This is a genomic window from Desulfocurvus sp. (assembly GCF_023230885.1).
Lineage (GTDB): Bacteria > Desulfobacterota > Desulfovibrionia > Desulfovibrionales > Desulfovibrionaceae > Desulfocurvus.
The window spans coordinates 22,941-46,164 of the sequence record NZ_JALNWM010000001.1; the positions used below are offsets into that span (position 1 = coordinate 22,941).

General features: G+C 68.8%; 16 protein-coding genes. 7 read left to right on the forward strand and 9 right to left on the reverse strand.

The window, feature by feature from the left end:
* The first annotated feature begins 86 nt into the window (after nt 1-86).
* The gene (locus M0P34_RS00105) at nt 87-950 is read left to right on the forward strand and encodes a YitT family protein (RefSeq protein ID WP_291495043.1); all 864 of its coding nucleotides are present in this window, start codon (nt 87-89) and stop codon (nt 948-950) included.
* Between the two features lie 32 nt (nt 951-982).
* Here M0P34_RS00105 and M0P34_RS00110 read toward each other — a convergent pair whose 3' ends face one another.
* The 4 genes from M0P34_RS00110 to M0P34_RS00125 are packed head-to-tail and all read right to left on the reverse strand — an operon-like array spanning nt 983 to nt 7,707.
* Complete coding sequence (locus M0P34_RS00110) at nt 983-1,987, reverse strand: diguanylate cyclase (protein WP_291495046.1); 1,005 nt, start codon at nt 1,985-1,987, stop codon at nt 983-985.
* Entirely contained in the window at nt 1,980-2,558 is a 579-nt protein-coding gene (locus tag M0P34_RS00115) for a chemotaxis protein CheB (RefSeq protein ID WP_291495048.1), read from the reverse strand. Before M0P34_RS00115 ends, M0P34_RS00110 begins: the two co-directional genes overlap by 8 nt.
* Entirely contained in the window at nt 2,555-3,457 is a 903-nt protein-coding gene (locus tag M0P34_RS00120; RefSeq protein ID WP_291495050.1) for a protein-glutamate O-methyltransferase CheR, read from the reverse strand. Before M0P34_RS00120 ends, M0P34_RS00115 begins: the two co-directional genes overlap by 4 nt.
* Complete coding sequence (locus M0P34_RS00125; RefSeq protein ID WP_291495052.1) at nt 3,454-7,707, reverse strand: response regulator; 4,254 nt, start codon at nt 7,705-7,707, stop codon at nt 3,454-3,456. Before M0P34_RS00125 ends, M0P34_RS00120 begins: the two co-directional genes overlap by 4 nt.
* Nucleotides 7,708-8,053: 346 nt before the next feature.
* On the opposite strand from M0P34_RS00125, the gene M0P34_RS00130 reads away from it, so the two are divergent.
* From M0P34_RS00130 to M0P34_RS00145, 4 genes are read left to right on the forward strand one after another with little or no spacing between them, the layout of a single operon-like run.
* Complete coding sequence (locus M0P34_RS00130; protein ID WP_291495054.1) at nt 8,054-9,001, forward strand: cation diffusion facilitator family transporter; 948 nt, start codon at nt 8,054-8,056, stop codon at nt 8,999-9,001.
* A gap of 54 nt (nt 9,002-9,055) precedes the next feature.
* Complete coding sequence (locus tag M0P34_RS00135) at nt 9,056-10,246, forward strand: 8-amino-7-oxononanoate synthase (protein WP_291495057.1); 1,191 nt, start codon at nt 9,056-9,058, stop codon at nt 10,244-10,246.
* The gene (locus M0P34_RS00140) at nt 10,243-10,884 is read left to right on the forward strand and encodes an alpha/beta hydrolase (protein WP_291495059.1); all 642 of its coding nucleotides are present in this window, start codon (nt 10,243-10,245) and stop codon (nt 10,882-10,884) included. Before M0P34_RS00135 ends, M0P34_RS00140 begins: the two co-directional genes overlap by 4 nt.
* Nucleotides 10,844-11,602 (forward strand): methyltransferase domain-containing protein, encoded by a 759-nt coding sequence (locus M0P34_RS00145; protein WP_291495061.1) that lies wholly within the window; start codon nt 10,844-10,846, stop codon nt 11,600-11,602. The genes M0P34_RS00140 and M0P34_RS00145 overlap by 41 nt, the downstream gene beginning before the upstream one ends.
* A 94-nt stretch (nt 11,603-11,696) precedes the next feature.
* On the opposite strand, the gene M0P34_RS00150 is transcribed toward M0P34_RS00145, so the two are convergent.
* Nucleotides 11,697-14,903, reverse strand: a complete 3,207-nt coding sequence (locus tag M0P34_RS00150; RefSeq protein WP_291495063.1) for a DEAD/DEAH box helicase — start codon at nt 14,901-14,903, stop codon at nt 11,697-11,699.
* Nucleotides 14,904-15,130: 227 nt separating this feature from the next.
* On the opposite strand from M0P34_RS00150, the gene M0P34_RS00155 reads away from it, so the two are divergent.
* Together M0P34_RS00155 and M0P34_RS00160 are read left to right on the forward strand one after the other, a co-directional pair.
* Complete coding sequence (locus tag M0P34_RS00155; protein ID WP_291495064.1) at nt 15,131-16,789, forward strand: peptide-binding protein; 1,659 nt, start codon at nt 15,131-15,133, stop codon at nt 16,787-16,789.
* 10 nt (nt 16,790-16,799) lie between these two features.
* Nucleotides 16,800-18,995: a bifunctional (p)ppGpp synthetase/guanosine-3',5'-bis(diphosphate) 3'-pyrophosphohydrolase gene (locus M0P34_RS00160; RefSeq protein ID WP_291495066.1), complete on the forward strand. Its 2,196-nt coding sequence runs from the start codon at nt 16,800-16,802 to the stop codon at nt 18,993-18,995.
* A gap of 126 nt (nt 18,996-19,121) precedes the next feature.
* On the opposite strand, the gene M0P34_RS00165 is transcribed toward M0P34_RS00160, so the two are convergent.
* The 4 genes from M0P34_RS00165 to M0P34_RS00180 all read right to left on the reverse strand — a co-directional run bounded on the left by M0P34_RS00165 (nt 19,122) and on the right by M0P34_RS00180 (nt 22,953).
* Entirely contained in the window at nt 19,122-19,808 is a 687-nt protein-coding gene (locus M0P34_RS00165) for a GntR family transcriptional regulator (protein ID WP_291495068.1), read from the reverse strand.
* Between the two features lie 171 nt (nt 19,809-19,979).
* Nucleotides 19,980-21,380 carry a Na+/H+ antiporter NhaC family protein gene (locus M0P34_RS00170; RefSeq protein WP_291495070.1) on the reverse strand — a complete coding sequence of 467 codons (1,401 nt, stop codon included), beginning with the start codon at nt 21,378-21,380 and terminating at the stop codon, nt 19,980-19,982.
* 67 nt (nt 21,381-21,447) lie between these two features.
* Nucleotides 21,448-22,446, reverse strand: coding sequence for a D-cysteine desulfhydrase (locus M0P34_RS00175; protein ID WP_291495072.1), 999 nt, complete (start codon nt 22,444-22,446; stop codon nt 21,448-21,450).
* A 117-nt stretch (nt 22,447-22,563) separates the two neighbouring features.
* Complete coding sequence (locus M0P34_RS00180; RefSeq protein WP_291495074.1) at nt 22,564-22,953, reverse strand: RidA family protein; 390 nt, start codon at nt 22,951-22,953, stop codon at nt 22,564-22,566.
* Nucleotides 22,954-23,224: the final 271 nt, after the last annotated feature.

Consider the following 23,224-nt stretch of genomic DNA (forward strand, 5'->3'; position numbering starts at 1 on the left):
CCGTCCGCGCCGGGGCCCCCGGGCCCGGTGCCGCCGCAGCAGCCATAAGACCGGCGCGCCGCCAGGCGGCGCTCCTCGGGGAGGCCATGACCCGTTCGCGTTTCGACCTGACCTATTCCGTGCCCTGGAACCTCGGGCTCATCTTCGTGGGCTCGGTGCTGTTCTCCCTGGGCGCCAAGGCCATCGTGGCGCCCCACGGCTTCGTGTCCGGCGGGGTGTTCGGCGTGGCGCTGCTGGCCCACTATTCCACCGGGCTGGCCAGCCCCGGGGTGCTCTATTTCCTTTTGAACATCCCGCTCTTCGCCCTGGCCTGGTTCTTCATCAGCCGCCGCTTCCTCTACTACAGCCTGTGGGCTATGGTCGTGTCCTCGGTGGCCTTCGAGGTCATCCAGGCCGATTTCGGCATCCGCGACCCGCTGCACGCGGCCATCGCCGCCGGGGTGGTCTGCGGGGCGGGGGTGGGCATGGTCCTGCGCTCCCTGGGGTCCAACGGCGGGCTGGACGTGGTCGCCGTGATGCTCTTCCAGCGCTACAACCTGGGCATCGGCAAGTTCTACTTCCTGTTCAACCTGGGCCTGTTCTCCATGACCCTGGCCGCACTTGACGTGGACCTGGTCATCGATTCGCTGATCATGGTCTTCATCACCTCGGTGGTCATGGAGTATTTTCTGGCCCTGTTCTCCCAGCGCAAGGTGGTCTACATCATCTCCGACGCCAGCGAGCGCATCTGCCAGCGCCTGCGCGACGAGCTGAGCCTGGGCGGCACGTTCATCCAGGGCCGGGGCGCCTACACGGGCAACCCCAAGGACATCCTGATGACCGTGGTCAACAACGTGCAGCTCAAGCGCCTGGAGGAGGTTGTCTTCACCACCGACGAGCACGCCCTGTTCATCGCCGAGAACACGTTCAGCGTCATCGGCTCGTCGTTCTCGCGGCGCAAGATATACTGACCGGAGCGGCGACCCGGGCCGGAAGCGGCGGGCTACAGGGTCGCGTCGGGGTGGACGATGACGCGGTTGCGCCCGGTCTGCTTGGCTTCGTAGAGGGCCGTGTCCGCCGCCGCCACCAGGGTCGAGGGCTGGATGCCGCGCTCCGGGATCATGCAGGCCACGCCCATGCTCACGGTGACGCAGTGCGAGACGAAGGAGCAGGCGTGGTCCAGGTCCAGCCCCTGGACGCTGGCGCGCATCTGCTCGGCCAGGGCGGCGGCGTCCCGGGCGGTGGTTTCGGGCAGGATGGCCGCGAACTCCTCGCCGCCGTAGCGGGCGATGGTGTCCGAGGGGCGCTTGAGCACGCCGCTCATGACCTCGGCCGCGTGGCGCAGGCAGTCGTCGCCCGCCAGGTGCCCGTAGTGGTCGTTGTAGTTCTTGAAGCAGTCCAGGTCGACGAAGATGAGCGAGAGGGGGAACTGGTGGCGCAGGGCGCGGCGCCATTCCATGTCCAGCACCTCGTCGAAGCGGCGGCGGTTGTATATCCCGGTGAGCCCGTCGATGGACGACAGGCGCTCCAGCAGCGCGTTGGAGCGCTCCAGCTGGCTGCGCAGCGTCTCCAGCTCCTGGATCTTGGCGTCCAGTTCGCGGGTCTTGTCCTCCAGGTCGCGGCGCTGGCGGTACAGCCGCAGGAACACGTCCACCTTGCTGCGCAGGATGTCCGGGTCCAGGGGCTTGAACATGTAGTCCACGGCGCCCGCGTCGTAGCCCTTGAAGACGTGCTTGCGCTCCTTGCTGATGGCCGTGGCGAAGATGATGGGCACACCGCGGGTGTTCTTGTGCCCGCGCATGAGCTGCGCCGTCTCGAAGCCGTCCATCTCGGGCATCTGCACGTCGAGCAGCACCAGGGCGAAGTCTTCCCCGAGCATGCGCCCCAGGGCCTCTTGTCCCGACGTGGCCTTGACCACTTCGACCTCGGGGCCGTCGAAGAGGGCCTCGATGGCCAGGAGGTTTTCGGGCCGGTCGTCCACCGCGAGGATCTTGATGCGTTCAGTCATCGTCTTGCGCCATCCTTGAAAGCAGGGGGCCGATGTCCTCCGGGGGCAGGACATGGTCCGCCCGGGTGGCCGCCAGGGCCGCCCGGGGCATTTCGGGAGCGACTGCCGTCGCGGGAGCCTGCACGATGGTCCGCCCGCCCGCGCGGGCTATGGCCGCCAGGCCCCTGCTGCCGTCCTCGTTGCCGCCCGTGAGCACCACTCCGACCAGGGCCGGGCCGAAGGCCAGCGCGGCCGTTTCGAAAAGCACGTCCACCGAGGGCCGCGCGAAGCAGACCCGCCCCTCCGTGGACAGGGACAGGGTCGCGTCCCGTTCCACCAGCAGGTGGTAGTTGGGGGGTGCGAGATACGCCGTTCCGGGCCTTGGGGTCTCCTTCTCGTCGGCCTCCTTGACGCGGATGCGGCAGCGCTCGTCCAGCAGCTCGGGAATGGCCGTGGCCGCTGCGGGGCTTATGTGCTGCACCACCAGCACGGGCAGGGGGAAGTCGGCCTCAAGGGCGCCGAGCACCAGGGCCAGGGCCTCCATGCCGCCGGCCGAGGCCCCCACGACCACGGCCCTCGGGCGGGGGCTCATGGTTCGTCCTCCCGCGCCGCGCCGGGCGCCAGCCTGCGCCGGAAGATCTTCTGCCCCGCCAGCACCTGCTCGAAGGCCTGGGGGTGCCCGGAGAACTGCATGCTCTCCTTGGTGCCCAGGCACAGGAACCCCCCCGGGCACAGGCTGTCGTGGAACAGGTCCAGCACCCGGGCCTGGAGCTGGGCGTTGAAGTAGATGAGCACGTTGCGGCAGAAGATGAGGTGCATCTCGCCGAAAACCCCGTCGGTGACGAGGTTGTGCTCGGAAAAGACGATGTTGGCGCGCAGGGAGCGGTCGAGCAGGGCGCTGTCGTAGCGCGCGGTGTAGTGGTCGGCGAAGGAGCCCTCGCCCCCGGCGGCCTGGTAGTTGCGCGTGTAGTTGCGCATGGCCTCCAGGGGGTAGATGCCGTCCTTGGCGCGGCGCAGGGCCTCGGGGTTGAAGTCCGTGGCGTATATCCGCGCGCGGCCCTCCAGCCCTGCCTCGCGCAGCACGATGGCCATGGAGTAGACCTCCTCGCCCGTGGCGCAGCCCGCGTGCCAGATCTTCACGAAGGGCCATGTGCGCAGGCGGGGCACGATCTCCTCGCGCAGGGCGCGGTAGAAGGGCGGGTCGCGGAACATCTCGGTGACGTTGATGGACAGCGCGGCCAGCAGGGAGCCGAAGAATTCGCGGTCGGTCAGCGCGCGGTGCATCATCTCCGCCACGTTGCCCATGCCGGCCATGTCCATGCGGTGCAGCAGGCGGCGGCGGACGTGGGCCCGCGAGTAGTCGCGGAAATCGTAGCCCCAGCGGCGGAAGACCGCCTCCAGCAGGCAGTCGACCTCGATGTCGACCACGTCGGCCCCGTTGTCGGGGGGGGCGCCGGGCGCGGGGGTCGGTTCTTCGGTGTCGGTTCTCATTGGTACAGCCAGACCCGCAGCAGCGAGAAGAGCTTGTCGGTGTCCACGGGCTTGGCCATGTAGTCGCTGGCCCCGGCCTCGATGCATTTGTTGCGGTCGCCCTTCATGGCCTTGGCCGTCAGGGCGATGATGGGCAGGGCCTGGAAGCGCTTGCGCTTGCGGATGGCGCGCATGGCCTCGTAGCCGTCCATCTCGGGCATCATGATGTCCATGAGCACGAGGTCGGTGTCGGGGTTGGCGGAGAGCTTCTCCACGCCCTCGCGCCCGTTGCGCGCGATGGCCACCTCCATGCCGTGGGCCTCCAGGGCGCTGGACAGGGCGAAGACGTTGCGCATGTCGTCGTCCACCAGCAGGATCTTCTTGCCCGCCAGCAGGGCCTCCTTGTCGTGGACCATGCGCAGCATGCGCTGCTTGTCCGCAGGCAGGTTGGCCTCCACGCGGTGCAGGAACAGGGTGGTCTCGTCCAGCAGGCGCTCGGGGGAGCGCGCGCCCTTGATGATGATGCTCTCGGCGTGGCGCGAGAGCTCCTCCTCTTCCTCGCGGCTCAGCTCGCGCCCGGTGTAGACGATGATGGGCAGCCTGCGCGCCAGCCCGTCGTTGCGGATGCGCCGCAGGAGCTCGAAGCCGGACATGTCCTTCAGCCCGAGGTCGAGGATCATGCAGTCGAAGGCCTCGGTCTCCAGCATCTCGCAGGCTTCCTCGCCGGTTTCCACGGTCACGGTCTCCACGTCGCCGTTGCCGATCAGCTCGCGGATGCTCTCGCGTTGCAGGGCGTCGTCCTCCACCACCAGCAGGCGTTTGACGGGCTTGGACAGCACGCCTTCGATGCGCGCCAGGGCCTTGTTCACGGCCTCCAGGGTCACCGGCTTGGTCAGGTAGCCCACGGCGCCCATGCGCATGGCGTCCAGGGTCTCGTCGGCGGCGGACATGAAGTGGACCGGGATGTGCCGCAGCTCGGGGTTGCTCTTCAGGCGGTCCATGACCGTCCAGCCGTCGATGCCGGGCAGGCCGATGTCCAGCACCACGGCGCTTGGCCGGTAGTAGTCCGCGAAGTGCAGGCCCGTTTCGCCGTCGCCGGCGACCAGGCACTTGAAGCCCCGGTCGTGGGCCATGTCCACGAGGATGCGCGCGAAGTTGGGGTCGTCCTCCACGATGAGCAGCGCCCGGTCGCCCTTGCGTATGGACTTGCGGTCGTCGGGAATCTGGTCCGTGGATTCCAGGGGCGCGGGCGGGGCCTGGGGCTCGGCGGACGCCTCCCGGTGGTGCTCGTCGGCCCGGGGTTCCCGGGGGGGCGCCGCCCGGGGCGCCTCGGGCGCCGGGGCCGGGGGCTGGGCCGGGGGCGCCTCGGGCGCCGGGGCGTCCCCGGCGTCCTGGGCCTTGGCCTGGGCCTTTCTGGCCGCCGCCTTGCGGGCCGAGCGGGATGTCCAGGCGCCCTTGTCCTGCTCGGGGTCGGGCTCGGGGGCGCGGTAGGTCTCGGGCAGGAACAGGGTGAAGGTCGAGCCCTGGCCGGGGGTGCTCGCCAGTTGCAGCTCGCCGCCCAGCAGCCGCGCCAGCTCGCGCGAGATGGACAGCCCCAGGCCCGTGCCGCCGTATTTGCGGCTGGTGGTGCCGTCGGCCTGCTGGAAGGCTTCGAAGATGACGGCCTGCTTGTCCTCGGGGATGCCGATGCCCGTGTCGGTGACGGCGAAGGCCAGGGCGGCGGCGGGGTCCAGGCCGCTGGCCGAGAGGTCGGCCTGCGGCCCCGGGCGCGAGATGGCCAGGGTCACCGTGCCCTGGTCGGTGAACTTGAAGGCGTTGGAGATGAGGTTGCGCAGGACCTGTTGCAGCCGCTGGGCGTCGGTGGTCAGCACGGGCGGGGCGTCTTCGGCCACGTCGACGACGAAGGGCACGCCCTTGTCGCTGGCGATCTCGGTGAAGATGCGCGCGAGGTCGGCGGTGACGCGGCGTACGGGCAGCTCCTCGGGCACCACCTCCACCTTGCCCGACTCGACCTTGGACAGGTCGAGGATCTCGTTGATCAGCGAGAGCAGGTCGGCGCCCGAGGAATTCACGGCCCGGGCGGATTCCACCTGCTTGGGCGTCAGGTTGCCCGCCGGATTGTCGGCCAGGAGCTGCGAGAGGATGAGGATGCTGTTCAGCGGGGTGCGCAGCTCGTGGGACATGTTGGCCAGGAATTCGGACTTGTACTTGCTCGCGACCTCCAGGTCGTGGGCCTTCTGCTCGATGAGGTCCTGGGCGCGCAGCAGGTCGATGTTCTTCTGGCGCAGGGCGGAACTTTGCTTTTCCAGGGCCCGGGTGCGCTCCTCCAGCTCCTCGTTGGTGACGCGCAACTCCTCCTGCTGGGCCTGGAGTTTTTCCTCCGAGGCCTTGAGGGCCCGGGTCTGCTCCTCCAGCTCCTCGTTGGTGACGCGCAGCTCCTCCTGCTGGGCCTGGAGTTCGGCCTCGGAGGTTTTCAGGGCCGAGGTCTGGGCCTCCAGGTCGGCGTTGGCGCGGGCCAGCTGTTCCTGCTGTTCGCGCAGGGCCTGGGCCTGGCCCCGGGCCTGTTGCAGGAGGTCCTGGATGACCTGGTGGGAGCGGGCGGTGAGGAAATGGACGGCCAGGTTGTCCAGGCTTTCGGCCATCAGGCGGCGCGCCAGGGGCGAGAAGGGCGCCGCGGAACCAAGCAGCACCACGCCGAGCAGCTCGTCGTCGTGGGTCACGGGGGCGACGAGCACATGGGCGGGCACGCGCTCGTCCAGGCCGGTGCTGATGGGCGGGGCCTGGTCGGGGTCGAGCTGGGAGAAGACCACGGTCTGGCGCTCCAGGGCCACCTGGCCCACCAGCCCCTGGCCCAGGGCGAAGCGCGAGAAGTTGCCCCGGCGGTCCGAGAAGGCGTAGCCCGCCACGAGGTCCAGGAAATCGGCGCCCTCGGGGCGCACATAGACGGCGCCCACCTGGGCCTCGCAGAACGAGGCGAAATAGGTGATGAAGCGGCGGGCGATGTCTTCGGGGGCGTGGACGCCGCGCAGGGCGTCGTCCAGGCCCTGCTTGCCGCGCGCCAGCCAGTCGATGTCGCGCAGGCTGCCGGCCATGCGGTTCAGGGTCCGGGCCAGCACGCCCAGTTCGTCGCGCTGGTCCAGGTCGAGGTGGGCCGAGAGGTCGCCGTCGGCGATGGCCTGGGCGAAGGCCACGTCCTGGTCTATGGGCCGCACCAGGCGGCGGGTGAACAGGAACGAGCCGATGGCCACGGCGGCCAGCAGCGCGGCCCCGGCCAGGGACAGCCGCCCCAGCAGGGTCGTGGCGGGCGCGGTGACCTCGGCCTCGTCCATCTTGGAGATCAGGGCCCAGTCCAGCCCGTGGCGCCGCACGGGGGTGTAGGCGATCAGCACGGGCGCGCCCAGGCTGTCGGCGAAGCGCCCCGCACCGCCCTCGGCCCCGGCTTCGAAGGCCTTGAGCCAGTAGGCCGTGGGCGACAGGGAGAGGCCGATGACGTAGGCGCCGTCGCCCATTGTCTGCATGGACGAGCGGAATTCGAAGGTGCCCCGGTCGGCGTCGCGGGCGATGAGGTACGACTCGCCGCGTTCGCCCATGCCCTGGCGGGTGCGCATGAGCGCCTCGAAGGAGTCGGGGGAGAGCTGCACGGCGACCATGCCCAGCAGGGCGCCGCCCGGAGCGAAGACCGGGTGGCCCAGGAAGGCCGACTCCAGGCCCTCGGCCAGGGCGAAGGGCTCGAAATCGGCGAAGCCCAGGCGCATGGTGCGGCTTACCGTCCGCCAGAGCCCGGCCAGGTTGGAGTCCGCCAGCTGGCCCACGGTGAGCAGGGTGCCCGGGGCGGCGCCCGAGCGGGTGGAGAACAGGATCTGCCCGTCGGCGGAGACCAGGAACACGTCGTGGTAGCCGAAGGTGCGCGCGTATTGGGTGAAATAGGGCCGGTACTGGTTGTGTGCGGCGCTGAAGACGCGCGCCTGCGTGGCGTGCTCGGGCAGGCCGTCCGTGCCGTCCCTGTGCCGCTCCAGTTCGCGCAGGGCCTCCTGGGTCTGGACGCTTTCGGCCAGGATGCGCAGGGTGTCCTCGCGCTCGCGGAAGAAGTCGTCGATCTGGGCGGTCTTGATGTCCTGGACGGTGCGCAGCTGGTTGAATGCCTGGTCCATGAGGGCTTCGGAGGCCAGGCGGGTGCCCATCCAGCCCACGGCCAGCAGGGGCAGGGCGCCGGTGAACAGGAACAGCAGGACCAGCTTGGGTTTCATGCGGATGTCGGCGAATCGGATCATGTGGCGGCCTCGTCCGGACAGGTGCGCGGAAGGGCGCGGCGCTTTGCCTGTGCCGGTTCCGCGTGGGTTTTTCCACAAAAGCAGGATGTATCGCGAACGGATAATCCCTTGTTCCGTACATGCAACATCTGCTTTTTGCAAGCATTATGCTCGAAGATGCATCTCGTGACGATGTTGCGGACTGGTTTCAACATGTGAATAACTCTGTCGTGTTTCAGCGGGGGCGCCCCGGTGGGGTTCGGCCCGGCGGTGCGCCTTGAACCCGGGGCCCAAGGCGTCTATAGTGGCGTCCTGATGCGCCGGGCCGCACGGTCCGGCCGCGCGCAACCTCTGGCCGGGAGCCCTCATGTCTTCCCCTGTGCGCTATGCGTACTATTCCATCGCGGCCTCGGTGCTGACCCTGGGCCTGAAGTTCGGGGCCTGGACGCTCACCGGCTCCGTGGGCCTGCTTTCCGACGCCACCGAATCGCTGGTGAACCTGGCGGCGGGCATGCTGGCGCTGTGGGCGCTGCTGGTGGCCGTGCAGCCCGCCGACGACGGCCATGCCTACGGCCACGGCAAGGCCGAGTATTTTTCCAGCGGCGCCGAGGGCGTGCTGATCATCGTCGCCGCCGGGGGCATCGTCTGGGCCGCCGTGGGCCGCTTCCTGGACCCCCAGCCCCTGGACCGCCTGGGCCTGGGGCTGGTCATGGCCCTGGCGGCCTCGGCGGTGAACTGGTTCACCGCCCGGGGCATGCTGCGAGCCGCGCGGCGCTACGACAGCATCACCCTGGAGGCCGACGCCAGGCATCTGATGACCGACGTGTGGACCTCGGCGGGGCTGGTGGCCGGGCTGGCGGTGCTGCTGGTGGCCCCGCCCTCCTGGGCCGTGCTCGACCCGATCATCGCCGTGGTCATGGCCGCCAATATCGTGGTCACGGGCGTGGGGCTGGTGCGCCGCTCCCTGGGCGGGCTCATGGACAAGGCCCTGCCCGAGGACGAAATGCGCGCCATCCACGAGGCCATCCGCGCCGTGGCCGGGCAGGGCGCCCTGTACCACGGCCTGCGCACCCGCAAGTCCGGCCCGCGCCGTTTTGTGGATTTCCATCTGCTGGTGCCCGGGGCGACGAGCGTGGCCCGGGCCCACACCCTGTGCGACGCCGTGGAGCTGTCCATCGTCTCCCGCCTGCCGGGTACCCTGGTGACCATCCATGTGGAGCCCGAGGAGGAGCCTGCCTCCTTCGACGGCCATGCCGTGGGCGGGGCCTGCGCCGGCGGCGGCGACTGCGGGAGCTGCCCCGGCGCGGCGGATTGAGCCCGCGCCGCGCCGTTGCGCATCGCCGCGTTTTCCGGTAGGCGGACACCTCCTATGAGCACCTTCGACTGGAATGCCCACATGGCCGCCCGGCTGGCCGAGGCCCGCGCCCGCTCCCAGTGGCGCGCCATCCCCCCCGTGGACCGCGGGGCGGACCGCACCCTGCTGTGGCAGGGGCGGCGCCTGCTGAACCTGGCCTCCAACAACTATCTCGGGCTGGCCGGGCGCGGCGAGCTGCGCGCGGCCGCCGAGCGCGCCGCCCAGGAGCTGGGCACCACCTCCGGCGCCTCGCGGCTGGTGACGGGCAACTTCGCGGCCTGCGACGAGCTGGAGCGCCTGACGGCGGAGTTCAAGGGCCAGGGCGCGGCCCTGGTCCTGGGGTCGGGCTATGTGGCCAACCTGTGCGTCATGACCGTCTTTGCCGACCGTCACACCGTGGTCTTCTCCGACCGCCTGAACCACGCCAGCATCGTGGACGGCGTCGCCCTGGCCCGCGCGGCCCATGTGCGCTACCGCCACGGCGACATGGACCACCTGGCCGGGCTGCTGGAGCGCCACGCCGACGCCCCGCGCAAGATCATCGTCACCGACACCGTGTTCAGCATGGACGGCGACGTGGCCGACCTGGCGCATATCGTGGAGCTGGCCCAGGAGCACGGGGCCCTGACGGTGGTGGACGAGGCCCACGCCACGGGCGTGCTGGGCGAGGGGCGCGGGCTGGCCCACGAGCTGGGCCTTGCCGACGCCGTGGACGTGCACATGGGCACCTTCTCCAAGGCCCTGGGATCCCACGGGGGCTATGTGGCCGGGCGCGAGGACGTGGTGGCCATGCTGCGCAATTTCGCGCGGCCGTTCATCTTTTCCACGGCCCTGCCGCCCACGGTGGTTGCCGCCAGCCTGGCGGCCCTGCGGCTGGTGGCCGCCGGGGGCGCCAAGGCCCGCAAGCTCCTCGACTACGCCGCGGACCTGCGCCATCACCTGGCGGCCCTGGACTTCGCCACCGGGCGCTCGGTGACCCAGATCATCCCCGTGATCCTGGGCGGCAACGAGGCGGCCCTGGCCGCGCGGGACTTCCTCATGGAGCGCGGGGTGCTGGTTCCGGCCATCCGCCCGCCCTCGGTGCCGGCGGGCACGGCGCGCCTGCGCGTATCCCTGCGGGCCGACCTCACCGAGGCCGACATGGAGCGCGTCCACACGGCCTTCGAGGAGCTGGCCGTAGCCCGCTCGCGCGGGGCACTGCCGTGAACCCGGGGGCCTTCGTCTCCGGCTGGGCCGGATACGCGCCGCTGTTCCCGCGCCTGTCCCGGGTGCTGGACTTCATCGTGCCCTTCGTGGATGCGGACGAGCCGGAGCTCGCAAGGCGGCTGGGCGCCGGGGGGCGGGTGCTGGTGGCGTGGTCCACGGGGGCGCATATGGTCCTGCGCCTGCGGGCGGAGCTGTTCCCGCGCTTCGAGAAGGTCGTCCTGGTGGCGCCGTTCGTGGCTTTTTGCGACTACGTCCCGCGCGAGCCGGTGCTGACCATGCGCCAGGCCGTGGCCGCCCAGGGCCCCGGGCGCACGGTGCGCGCCTTCCACCGCTCCTGCGGCCTGCGCGGGGAGCTGCCCGAGGCGCCCGTGGACCACGGACCGGCCCTGGCCCGGGGGCTGGACTACCTGCTGACCTCGCGCGCCCTGCTGGCCGCGGGCGAGGACGGCGCGCGGGTGCGCGTGGTCCACGGCGCGGGCGACCGCGTGCTGCCCCTGGACGCCTCGGCCCACGTCGCCGGGCTGCTGTCCGGCTCCTGGCGCTCCCTGGTGGACGCCGGGCACCATGTTCCCGAAGACATCCTGCTGGGCATCCTGCATGAAGAAACGGGTTGCGGCGCGTTTCAGCCGCGCGGCTGAAAGCTACGAGGGCGCGGCCCTGGCCCAGGCCGAGGTGGCCCGGGCCTGCGCGGCGGCGCTGCCCGCCGGGCCCTGCGGGCTGGCCGTGGAGATCGGCGCCGGGGGCGGGCTGCTCACGGGGCTGGCCCGGGCGCGCTGCGCCTGGAGCGGCTATGTGGGCCTGGACATCGCCCCGGGCATGCTGGCCCGGCTCGCGCTGCGCGGCCCGCGCGAGGTTGCCCTGGTGGCCGACGGCGAGGCCGCGCCCTTGCGTCCGGGCCGGGCCGACCTGCTGCTCAGCTCCTCGACCATGCAGTGGTATCGCGACCCGTGGCGATCCATCCCGGCCAACCTGGAGCTTCTGGCCCCGGGCGGGGCCTTCGCCCTGGCGCTGTTCGTCGAGGGCACCCTGGCCGAGCTGGCGCGCGTCAGCACCGAGACGGGCTTCGGCTCCGTCCTGCCCCTGCGTCCGGGCCGGGAGTATGCGGACATCCTGGCCCGCACGCCCGGAGTGCGCTTTGACTGGCGCGAGCTGGAAACCGCGCAGACCGCGCCCACGGTGCGCGCGGCCCTGGACGGGCTGCGGCGCACCGGCGCCACGGCCACCCCGGCCCCCCGCGCCCACGCCCCGGCCCGCTGGCGGGCCTTCGCCCGGCGCTACGCGGAGCTGTTTGCCGTGCCCGGCGGGGTGCGCGTGAGCTACCGCGCGGTGCTGCTGTGGGGCCGCCGGGAGGGCTAGGCCCCGGGCGGCCCGCCCGGGCGCGCCCAGACGAAACGGCCCGCCGCGCATCGCGCGGCGGGCCGTTCGGCGTTTCCGGCTTCCGTCCGGACCCCTAGACTTCGAAGAGCATCTCCAGGTCGTCGCGGGTCAGGGACTTCCAGGAATCCTGCCCGGGGATGATGGACTCGGCCACCCCGCGCTTCATGTCCTGGAGCTGGAGGATCTTCTCCTCCACCGTGTTCTGGCAGATCATCTTATAGGAGAAAACCTGGCGCGTCTGGCCGATGCGGTGGGTGCGGTCCGTGGCCTGGGATTCCACGGCCGGGTTCCACCACGGGTCGTAGTGGATCACATAGTCGGCGCTGGTCAGGTTCAGGCCCGTGCCGCCCGCCTTGAGCGAGATGAGGAAGATGGGGATGTCCGGGCTCTGGTTGAAGCGGTCCACCTGCTCGAAACGATCCTTGGACGCGCCGTCGAGGTAGGTGAAGGGGATGTCGCTGATCTGCAGCCAGGAGCGGATGATGTGCAGCATCTGCACGAACTGCGAGAAGACCAGGACCTTGTGGCCCTCTTCGATGATGTCCGTGACCATGTCCTTGAAGGCGTCGAACTTGCCCGAGGGCAGGTTGGTGGACACGCCGGGCATGTCGAGCTTGAGCAGGCGCGGGTGGCAGCAGATCTGGCGCAGCTTGAGCAGCGCGTCGAGGATGGACATCTGGCTCTTGGCCATGCCCTTTTCGTCCACGTCGGCCAGGACCTGTTCCTTGAGCTTTTTCGCCAGCTTGGCGTAGAGCTCCAGCTGTTCGTCGGCCAGGGCGCAGTACTGCACGTTCTCGATCTTGGGCGGCAGGTCCTTGGCCACCTGGCCCTTGGTGCGGCGCAGGATGAACGGCTTGACCCGGGTGCGCAGGAACTCCAGGGTCTCCTCGTCGCCGTCCTTGATGGGCTTGACGATGCCGCGCTGGAAGGAGTGCTGCGAGCCGAGGAAGCCGGGCATCAGGAACTCGAACAGGCTCCACAGCTCGAAAAGATTGTTCTCGATGGGCGTGCCCGAGAGGCACACGCGCAGCCTGGCTTCGAGCTTGCGCACGCTGCGCGCGGTGATGGTGTTCGGGTTCTTGATGTTCTGGGCTTCGTCCAGGATGATGGAGTTGAACTCGAACTTCTGGAGCTCCTCCAGGTCGCGGCGCAGCAGGGCGTAGGTGGTCATCACCAGGTGCGATTCGCCGATGTGGTGGAAGAGGTTGTCGCGCCGCGAGCCGTAGATGGTCAGCCGCGTGAGTTCGGGTACGAACTTTTCGGCCTCGCGCTCCCAGTTGGGCAGCACCGAGGTGGGCACGACGATGAGGTTCGGGCCCTCCATCTTGCGTTCGACCATGGACTGGATGAACGACAGGGTCTGGATGGTTTTGCCAAGGCCCATCTCGTCGGCCAGGATGCCGCCGAAGCCGTATTCGCGCAGGAAGTTCAGGAACGACAGGCCCTGGGCCTGGTAGGGCCGCAGGCTCGCGTTCAGGCCCTTGGGCGTGTCGATCTGGCGGATGGCCGTGAAGTGGTGGATCTTGGTGCGCAGCTCCTCCCAGAAGCCGTCCACCCGGGCCTCGGGCAGGTCTTCCAGGATCTTGTCCAGCACCGGGGCCTCGAACTGCTGGAACTCCTTCTTGGGCGGCTTGGCGGGGTCCAGGCCCATTGCCCGCAGTTTGTGGCCGAGCTTTTCGAGCCACGATTCGGGCAGGCTCGTGTAGGTGCCGTCCTTGAGCTGCACATAGCGCTTGCCGCTGGTCCAGGCCGCCCAGATGGTGTCCATGTCCACGCGCTGGCCGTCGTAGTCCACGGCCAGCTCGAGGTTGAACCACTTCTGCTCCTCCTCGGTCTGGACTTCGGCGACGATGGTGGGCGAGGTCAGGCGCACCTTGTAGCGCGAGAGGTTCTTCTCGCCGAACACGCGGTACTTGGCCACCAGGGTCGGGTAGGCGTCCAGCAGGAAGGTGATGGCCTCCTCGGGCTCCAGGAACCAGTTTTCGTTGTTGCGCGGCTGGAAGTGCATGTCCACGAGCATCTGGGTCAGCTCGCCCTCGGCGGCCTGATCGCGCAGCAGCAGGTACGACTTGCCGCCGTACTGGTAGCTGCCGGTCTGCAGGTCGGGGTTGGGCCCTGGCAGGGACGCCTCGCCGTGCTCGGTGTCGTAGATGTTCTGGACGCGCAGGGTCAGCAGGCTGCCCTCCTCGTCGAGGTACAGCTTGGGGCTGTAGGTCGCGGGCACGAAGATGGGCTTCATGCGCTCGATGAATTCGTCCTGCCCGTGCAGGTCCGAGGCGGGCAGGCGCGTCCAGACCCGGTCCAGGAACTCGGAGATGTCCTCCTGGGGGATCACCGGCGGCGACTCGACCATGGACTTGATCAGCTCGGGTTCGAGGCCCGTCTGCACCGGGTAGAAGGTCTGCTTCAGGCAGACCCAAAGCGGCATGCGCCCGTAGAGGAAGACCTCCTGCCCGCGGATGGAGAAGGGTACTTTGCCCTCGCGCGAGAGCATCACGTCGAAGGCCAGGCCCTCCTCGCCGATGACCGGCGAGAGTTGCAGGCGCATGGTCTTCAGCTCGATGCGCACGGGCTGCTCGGTGTCCTGCCAGAAGAGGTAGTACTCGTTGCGGATGGCCCGGAAGAACCAGGAGTGCAGGCCCGAGGGGATCTCCACCCGGTGCCCGGCGTAGTCCAGGTAATGGGCGATCTGGCGGGCCAGGGTCGGCAGCATGGGCGCCATCTCGCACCAGTCGGGGTTCTCTATGATCTGGGCGAGGGTGACCTCGTTTTGCACGTTGGACAGCCCGGACTTGTTCTGCCGGGCGCGGAAGAAGGCCACCTGGAGCCTGCCGTGCTCGGGGTAGAAGCGGTAGAGCAGATAGTGCTTGCCCGCCTCGGGGTCCGGCTCGGTGGAGAAGTAGGAGCGGAAGGTCTGGCGCCATTCGGCGTGGGGCCGGGCGGGCGCGCCCTCGTCCTTGACCTCGAAGGTCTGGTAGAGCTTGAGGGCCGTGGCGGCCACATGGCGGCAGACCCCCGAGAACGAGTCCGGGCAGTTGCAGTAGAAGTTCACGGCCCCGGCTGCGAGGTTCAGCCCGAGTTCCGGGCTGTATGCCTGGAAATCGTCGCCCTCGATCTGGCCTTCCACGTCCCAGTAGCCCTCGCGCTTGTTGAGCGAAAGCTTCTGCACCCCGCCCGCGGCGAGGATGGCGTGAGCGCCCTCGACGATGTATTCGGGAACGGTGAAGTTGATGAATTCCTGGAGAAGGCTCTCGACGACCTTCTCTTCTCCGCTGTCCATTTACCTTGGCCTCGTGTGCGCACCCGGTCGGGCTTCCGGTGGGCTGTTCTGATTCGTGGTCGGGGTTTTCACCCCTGCCCGGGTTGGTACCAAAATTTGCGGGCTTGGCAAGAGCCCCTTGGCTTTTCAGGCGCCGTGGTCCATACTCGCAGGTCCCGGCAACAGGTTGCTGCCGGGGGGCGGATGTATGTATCACACTTCACAATAAAGGCAAGGCCGGAAATCCCATGCCTCACACTCGTTTATTTATTTGCTTTTTCCTCGTGTCGTGCCTGCTTGTGGGCGCCTGCGATTCCGGCCCCGGGGGCGGCGGGCAGTCCGGCGCCACGCCCCGGGGGGCAGAGGCGCTCCCCGCCGCGCCCGAGGACGGCGGAACCTACGTCACCGCCACCATCGGCGAGCCCTCGAACCTCATCCCCCCCCTGGCGTCGGATTCGGCCTCCTTCGAGGTCTCCAGCCTGCTTTACGTTTCGCTGCTCAGGTACAACAAGAACCTGGAGATCGAGCCCCGGGCGGCCAAGTCCTACGAGGTGCTGGACGGGGGGCGGCTGCTGCGCTTCGAGCTGCGCCCCGGCATCCTGTGGAACGATGGCCGGGAGCTGACCGCCGAGGACGTGGAGTTCACCTACAAGCTGTACATCGACCCCGACGTTCCCACGGCCTATGCGGAGAACTACAAGCTTGTCAAGGAGTTCAAGGTCACGGGCCGCTACACCTTCGAGGTGCGCTACGACAAGCCCCTGGCCCGGGCCCTGACCTCGTGGATGCTGAGCATCCTGCCCAGGCATGTGCTTGAGGGCCAGAACCTTCTGGACACCCCCTTCGCGCGCGCCCCCGTGGGGGCCGGGCCCTACCGGCTGGCGGAGTGGATTCCGGGCAGCCGCCTGGTGCTTACGGCCAACCCCGACTACTTCGAGGGCCGCCCGCATTTCGACCGCGTGATCTACCGCATCATCCCCGACCAGGCGACCATGTTCATGGAGCTCAAGGCCCGCAACCTGGACCTCATGGACCTGACCCCGCAGCAGTACCGTTTCCAGACCACCGGGCCGGACTGGGACGCGGATTTCCGCAAGTACGAGTACCTGTCCTTCGGCTATACCTATGTGGGCTACAACCTGGCCAACCCCATGTTCGCCGACGTGCGCGTGCGCCGCGCCTTCGCCCACGCCATCGACAAGCAGGCCATCGTCAAGGGCGTGCTGCTGGGCCTGGGCCAGCCGACCGTCGGCCCCTACAAGCCCGGCACCTGGGTCTACAACGAGGCCATCCGCGACTACGCCTTCGACCCCGAGGCCGCGCGGGCGCTGCTGGCCGAGGCCGGCTGGACCGACAGCGACGGCGACGGCACCCTGGACAAGGACGGGCGGCCCTTCGAGTTCACCCTGATGACCAACCAGGGCAACGAGTCGCGCATCAAGGCCGCCACCATCGTCCAGGCCAACCTGGGCGCCGTGGGCGTGCGCGTGAAGATCCGCACCGTGGAGTGGTCGGCCTTCATCAAGGAGTTCATCGACACCGGGCGCTTCGAGGCCCTGGTCATGGGCTGGAACATCATCATCGACCCCGACCTGTACAACGTCTGGCATTCCTCCAAGGCCGTGCCCGGCGGGCTGAACTTCGTGGGCTACAAGAACCCCGAGCTGGACGCCCTGCTGGACAAGGGCCGCCACCTGCTGGGCCAGGACGAGCGCAAGGCGGTCTACGACGAGGTGCAGCGCATCCTGCACGAGGACCAGCCCTACACCTTCCTGTACTGTCCCCTGGCCCTGCCCGTGGTGGCCGGGCGCATCCAGGGCATCGAGCCCGCCCCGGCGGGCATTTCCCACAATTTCGAGCAGTGGTGGATCCCCAAGGCGCTTCAGCGCTCCACCATGCGGCAATAGGGCGGCGCGCATGATCCGCATCACGGATATCCTCGACCGTTGCAGCTACCTGCCCGAGGCGGACCGGGCGCTGATCCAGAAGGCTTATGTGTTCTCCGCCGCGGCCCACGCCGGGCAGGTGCGCCTGTCGGGCGAGCCGTATCTCTCCCACCCGCTGGACGTGGCCTTCGAGCTGGCCGGGATGCGCCTGGACGGCGCGACCATCGCGGCCGGCCTGCTGCACGACACGGTGGAGGACACCAAGGCCGAGGTGGAGGAGATCGACTCGCAGTTCGGCGAGGACGTGGCCGACATCGTCGACGGCGTGACCAAGATCAGCCAGATGCAGATGTCCTTCGACTCCAAGGAGGAAGCCCAGGCCGAGAACATGCGCAAGATGATCATGGCCATGAGCGAGGACATCCGCGTGCTCCTGGTCAAGCTGTGCGACCGCCTGCACAACATGCGCACCCTCGATTTCCAGAAGCCGCACAAGCGCAAGCTCATCTCCCAGGAAACCATGGACATCTACGCGCCCCTGGCCAACCGCCTGGGGCTGCACCTGCTCAAGACCGAGCTGGAGGACCTGGCCTTCAGGCACATCCGCCCCGACGTGTCCGAACAGGTCACCAAGGGCCTGACGCACTACGCCGAAACCGGGCGCGACTACATCGAGCGCGTGGTGCAGCTCATCACCCGCAAGCTCAAGGACAACGGCATCAAGGCCGACGTGTCCGGCCGGGTCAAGCACGTCTACAGCACCTGGCGCAAGATGGAGCAGCAGGGCCTGACCCTGGACGAGGTCCACGACCTCATCGCCTTCCGCGTGGTGGTGGCGACCATCAAGGATTGCTACGCCGTGCTGGGGCTGGTCCACGCCGACTGGAAGCCCGTGCCCGGGCGTTTCAAGGACTATATTTCCATGCCCAAGGCCAACATGTACCAGTCGTTGCATACGACGGTGGTCGGGCCCGAGGGCGAGCGCATCGAGATCCAGATCCGCACCGAGGAGATGCACAAGCTGGCCGAGCTGGGCGTGGCGGCCCACTGGAGCTACAAGGAAAAGGGCTCGGTGAAGACCGCCACCCGCGACATGGAGCGCTACTCCTGGCTGCGGCAGATCATGGACTGGCAGAAGGACGAGGCCGACCCCAAGGAATTCATGAAGTCGCTGCGCTTCGACCTGTTCAAGGACGAGGTGTATGTGTTCACCCCGCGCGGCGACGTGCGCGAACTGCCCGAGGGCGCCACGCCCGTGGACTTCGCCTACCTCATCCACTCCGAGGTGGGCGACCACTGCGCCGGGGCCAAGATCAACGGGCGGCTGGTGCCCCTGTCGCGCAAGCTGCGCAACGGCGACACCATCGAGATCATCACCGACAAGAACCGCCGCCCCAGCCGTGACTGGCTGAAATTCATCAAGACCGCCAAGGCGCGCACGCGCGTCAAGCACTTCATCCGCACCGAGGAGCGCGAGCGGGCCATCGCCCTTGGCCACGAGATGCTGGAGAAGGAAGGGCGGCGCATGGGCATCAACGTGTCCCGGGCCCAGAAGGAGGGCCTGCTGGGCCCGGTGGCGGAATTCTTCTCCTTCAAGGACGTGGAGGAGCTGTTCGTCTCGGTGGGCTACTCGCGGCTGACCCCGCGCCAGGTGCTCAACCGGCTGGCCCCGCGCCTGGACGAGGACGAGCGCCGCGACGTGCGCCGCCCCGAGGACGGCGGGCGCCGCGCCCCGGCGTCCGCGTCCGGGCCCGCCGAGCGCCCGGCCGCCCCCGGCGAGAAGATCAGCATCAAGGGCGTGGACGATGTGCTGGTGCGCTTTTCCAAGTGCTGCAACCCCGTGCCCGGCGACGCCATCATCGGCTACATCAGCCGGGGCCGTGGGGTGACCGTCCACACCACCGACTGCCCCAACGTGCAGGCTATGGAGCCCGAGCGGCTGCTGGCCGTGAGCTGGGAGGGCCAGCAGGAGCAGCCCTTCCCGGCCAAGGTCCGCGTGGTCTGCCGCAACGAGCGCGGGATGCTCGCGCGCATCGCCGCGACCCTGGACAAGCTGGACGTGAACATCGCCTCGGGCACGTTCGTCTCCAACGTCGACGGCAACAGCGACCTGCACCTGACCATCGAGGTCCGCGACTCGGACCACCTCTACCTGGCGCTGACCAGGCTCTCGTCCCTGGACAACGTCATCGAGGCCATCCGCGAGGCGACCAAGACCGAAGGCTAGGGGCGGGGCGGGCGGCGGTCCGCCCCGGGCCGCGGGCAGGGCCGACCTGCGCCCGCACGAAGCAAAAGCCGGTTCGCGGATGCGAACCGGCTTTTGCTTCGGCCCCGGGCGCCCCGGGCGCCCTGGTCAGCCCTGGGCGGCGGCCTGCGGGGTTGCCTGGTCCGTGCCCCAGCGGGCCATGCGGCGGCCCGATTCCCTGTAGTGGTCGCGGATGGCGTGTTCGATGTGCGCGGGGTCGCGGGTGAGCAGGGCGTCGAGCACGGCGCTGTGGCGTTCGAGCACCTCCCGGGGCGTGAAGGCCGTGCGCCAGTGGCGGAAGAGCAGGAACTTGGACAAGCCCTGGCAGGAGCGGCGCGACAGCTCCACCAGCAGGTCGTTGTCCGTGCGCGAGAAGATGATGCCGTGAAAGGCCGTGTCCAGCTCGGCCAGGCGGTCCATGTCGCCGCCCTCGGCCACGGTCCGGGCCATGTCGTCCACCAGGGCGCGCAAGCGGGTGAAGTCGTCGTCGCTGAAGAGGTGGATGGTCGAGGCGGCGGCGGCGCCTTCGAGCACGCCGCCGGTGAAGTAGCTGTTGCGGATCTCCCGGGAGGTCAGGGCGGCGATGAACTTGCCGCGCTGGGGTATGGAGACCACCAGCCCCTCCTGGACCAGCAGTTGCAACGCCTCGCGGATGGGGGCGCGGCTGATGGACAGGCGCGAGGCCAGGAGCACCTCGTTGAGCTTGTCGCCCGGGGCGAATTCGCCCGCGAGGATGCGTTCCTTGATGTATTCCGTGATCTGGTCGCAGTAGGTCCGCTTGGTGATGCCCTGCATAGGCCCCTCTGTTGAAGTTTCCCGTGCTGATATATTCCCGGGGAAGGCTGGTCAAGAGCCGCCGGGGTCCCGCGGCCCGTGCGCGGGGGCGGGGGCGGGAGCGGGAGCGGCGCAAAGGGGCCGGGATGACTCCCGGCCCCTTTGCGTTGCTTCGTTGTTTTTGCTTGTGGGCTATTCGGCTTCGGCCACGGCCTGGTCGTTGCCGCCGAACTTGCGGTTCCAGCCGGTGACGGCGGAGAAGAGCAGCACGGCGAGCAGGGTCCAGGAGTAGGGGTTGTACAGGGCGGCGCTGATGGGGGGCGCGGCGATGCCGTATGCCTCGGAGGCGGTGACCAGGGCGGCGTACCACGCGGCGACCACGATGTGCCAGGGCAGGGTGAAGAACACGGTGCACACGGCGCAGTCCATGAGGTTGGCGCGGCGGGCGGGGGCGAGGTCGAACTTCTCGCCCACGGGGCGCACCAGCGAGGGGCCCACCAGCAGCTCGGCCGGTGCGTTGGCCGAGATGGGGATGGAGGCCAGGATGGTCACGCCGACGATGAACAGCTCGGCCTGGCGCACGGTGCCGATGATGGCCTTCTCGGCGGCGGCCAGGATGCGCTTCATGATGCCGCTTTCCACCAGGATCTGGGTCACGGCCAGGATGAGGATGGCGAAGATGATGGCGCCGACGACGCCGTTGATGCCGTCCTGGATGATGCCGGTGGAGATGCCGCGCTTTTCGGGGATGCTGAAGATGGCGGCCAGGGTGGTGTGTCCGGTGAGCATGCCGACGACGGCGGCCGCGACGTTACCGTAGATGAGCGATTCGATGATGTGGCGCCCGGAGAGGGCCGAGACCACGACCACCACCAGGGCCAGGAGCATGAAGGCGCCGGTGGGGTCCATGCGGGCCTGGATTTCCGGCAGGGGGCGCAGCTCGCCGCCGCCGCCGAAGACCAGGAAGATCACCGCCGCCAGGGTCGCCGCCGTGATAGCCAGGGGGAAGCGGCTGCGGACCACGTCCTTCATGGTCGCGCCCTGGGTGAAGGCAGAGACGATGGTGGTGTCGGACACGGGGGCGAGGTTGTCGCCGAAGGCCGCGCCCGAGAGGATGGCCAGGCCGAGCATGGCCGGGTCCGCCCCGAGGAAATATCCGGCGGGATAGAGCACCGGGGTCAGGGCGATGCATGTGCCGGTGCTGGTGCCGGTGCCCAGGGCGAAGAGCATGGCGGCGATGAAGACCATGACGGTGAAGACGGATTCCTGGGCGCCGGTGACCATGCCCATCCACAGCAGGCCGTCCACCAGCCCTCCGGCGACCATGAGCTTGCCGAAGACGCCGGCGAAGAGCCAGGCGGTGACGATGACGATGCCGGTGCGGTCACCGATGCCGCGCATGGCGGCCTTGCAGTACTCGGCCTTGTTCCTGGCGAAGAACAGGCCCACGACGATGGCGATCCAGGCGCAGGCCCAGAAAGGCTTTGTTCCACCGCGCTCGGCCACGGAGAGCCAGACCAGGCCTCCGACGAGAACGAACAGGGGGACGAGGCCGCCGAGGATTCCGCCGTGCATTTCCAGACGCTTTTCCATGGTGCAGACTCCTTCCGATGATGTTCGGGTGGCGGGCGCCGCATGCGGAGGCGGCGCCCGTTGCGGCCTATCTGAAGGACTTCAGGTAGGCGTACAGCGCCGGGGAACCGCCGGTGTGCAGGAACAGAACGTTCGAGCCCTCCGGGAAGTACTCCTTGCGCACGAGGTCCACAAGCCCGGCCATGGCCTTGCCGGAATACACGGGGTCGAGAAGGATGCCCTCGGTGCGGGCCAGCAGCTTCACGGCCTCGACCATGGAGTCGGTGGGGATGGAGTAGCCGGGGCCGACGTAGCCGTCGAAGCAGGTCACGGCCTCGGCGCGCAGTTCGCCCCGCAGGCCCACGCGCTCGGCGGTGGCCCGGGCGAGCTTGAGCACCAGGGCTTCCTGGTCGGCCTTGGTGCGGCTCACGTTGATGCCCGAAACGGGGATGTTGGCGTTGCAGCCTTCCATGCCGACGACGATGCCTGCGTGGGTGCCAGCGCTGCCGCTGGGCACGACCATGTGGTCGATGCGCAGGCCCATTTCGAAGAGCTGCTCCAGGGTTTCCTGGGCGCAGGCCACATAGCCCGTTGCGCCGATGGTGTTGGAGGCGCCGCCGGGGATGATGTAGGGCTTGCGGCCTTCGGCGCGCAGCTTGTCGGCCAGGGCCTGCATCTCGCCCAGCATGTTGGAGCCGCCGGGGACCACGGTGATGCTCTTCACGCCCATGAGCTGGAAGAGGAAGTTGTTGCCGGAGGATTCGGGGTCGTAGCTGCCCTTGACGCGCTCCTCAAGGACGAGGTGGCAGTCCAGCCCTTCCTTGACGGACCAGGAGAGGGTCAGGCGGCAGTGGTTGGACTGCACGGCGCCGCAGGTGATGATGGTGTCGGCGCCCTGTTCGAGGGCGTCGGCCATGCAGAAGTCGAGCTTGCGGGTCTTGTTGCCCCCGGCGCAGCCCGGCAGCAGGTCGTCGCGCTTGATGTAGACGTTGACCTTGCCGCCCAGGGCCTTGGAGAAGGCCGGGCACGCCTCGATGGGCGTGGGGCCTTGCAGGTAGCCGCGGCGGGGGAAGATGGCCAGGTTCATGACAACTCCTTGGTTCGAGGTTGATGCGGGTCGGCCGGGCGCAGGGAGGCCGGGGGGGCCGCCCGCCTGCCTGAGGGGGCTGCGGCTCGGCGGGCGGCGGATTCCCCGGTGGATCCCCTAGCGTCCGAGGGTGAATATGGCTTCCACTTCGATGTTGCTGCCAAGGGGCAGGGCGGCGACCTGGATGGCGCTGCGCGCGGGATGGGGCTGCCCGAAGAACTCGGCGTAGACGGCGTTGACGGCCTTGAAATCAGCAAGATCGGTGAGGAAGACCGTGGTCTTCACCGCATGGGCCAGGGAACATCCGGCAGCCCGGGCAACGGCGTCCAGGTTGCGGAAAACTTGGCGGGCGCGGTCCTCGATGCCTGCGTCGAGCAGGGTTCCCGTGTCGGGGTCGATGGGGAGCTGGCCCGAGGCGAAGAGGAAATTCCCGGCGACGACGGCCTGGGAATAGGGGCCGATGGCGGCCGGGGCACCCTGGGTGCAGATGGCTTGCTTGGCGGACATGCTGCCTCCTGTGTTTTGCCGACTGTATAAATGTCGACATTTAGTCTCTTGAGAAAAGGGCTACGTTATTTATGGCACAAGGTCAAGGAGGGGGAGGGGCATTTTGTTTCGATTTCAGGGCGGCTGGTCCGAAGGGCCGGAGCCGGGGCGTGGCGTGGCTTTCCGGCCGCCCTTTGCCCGCCCCGGCCGTGCCCGCGCGGCCGCTTGCTGCCTTCCTGTTGCGGGATCCAAGGGCCATTGGCCCTTGGCGGGTGCAGGGCGGCGCCCTGCC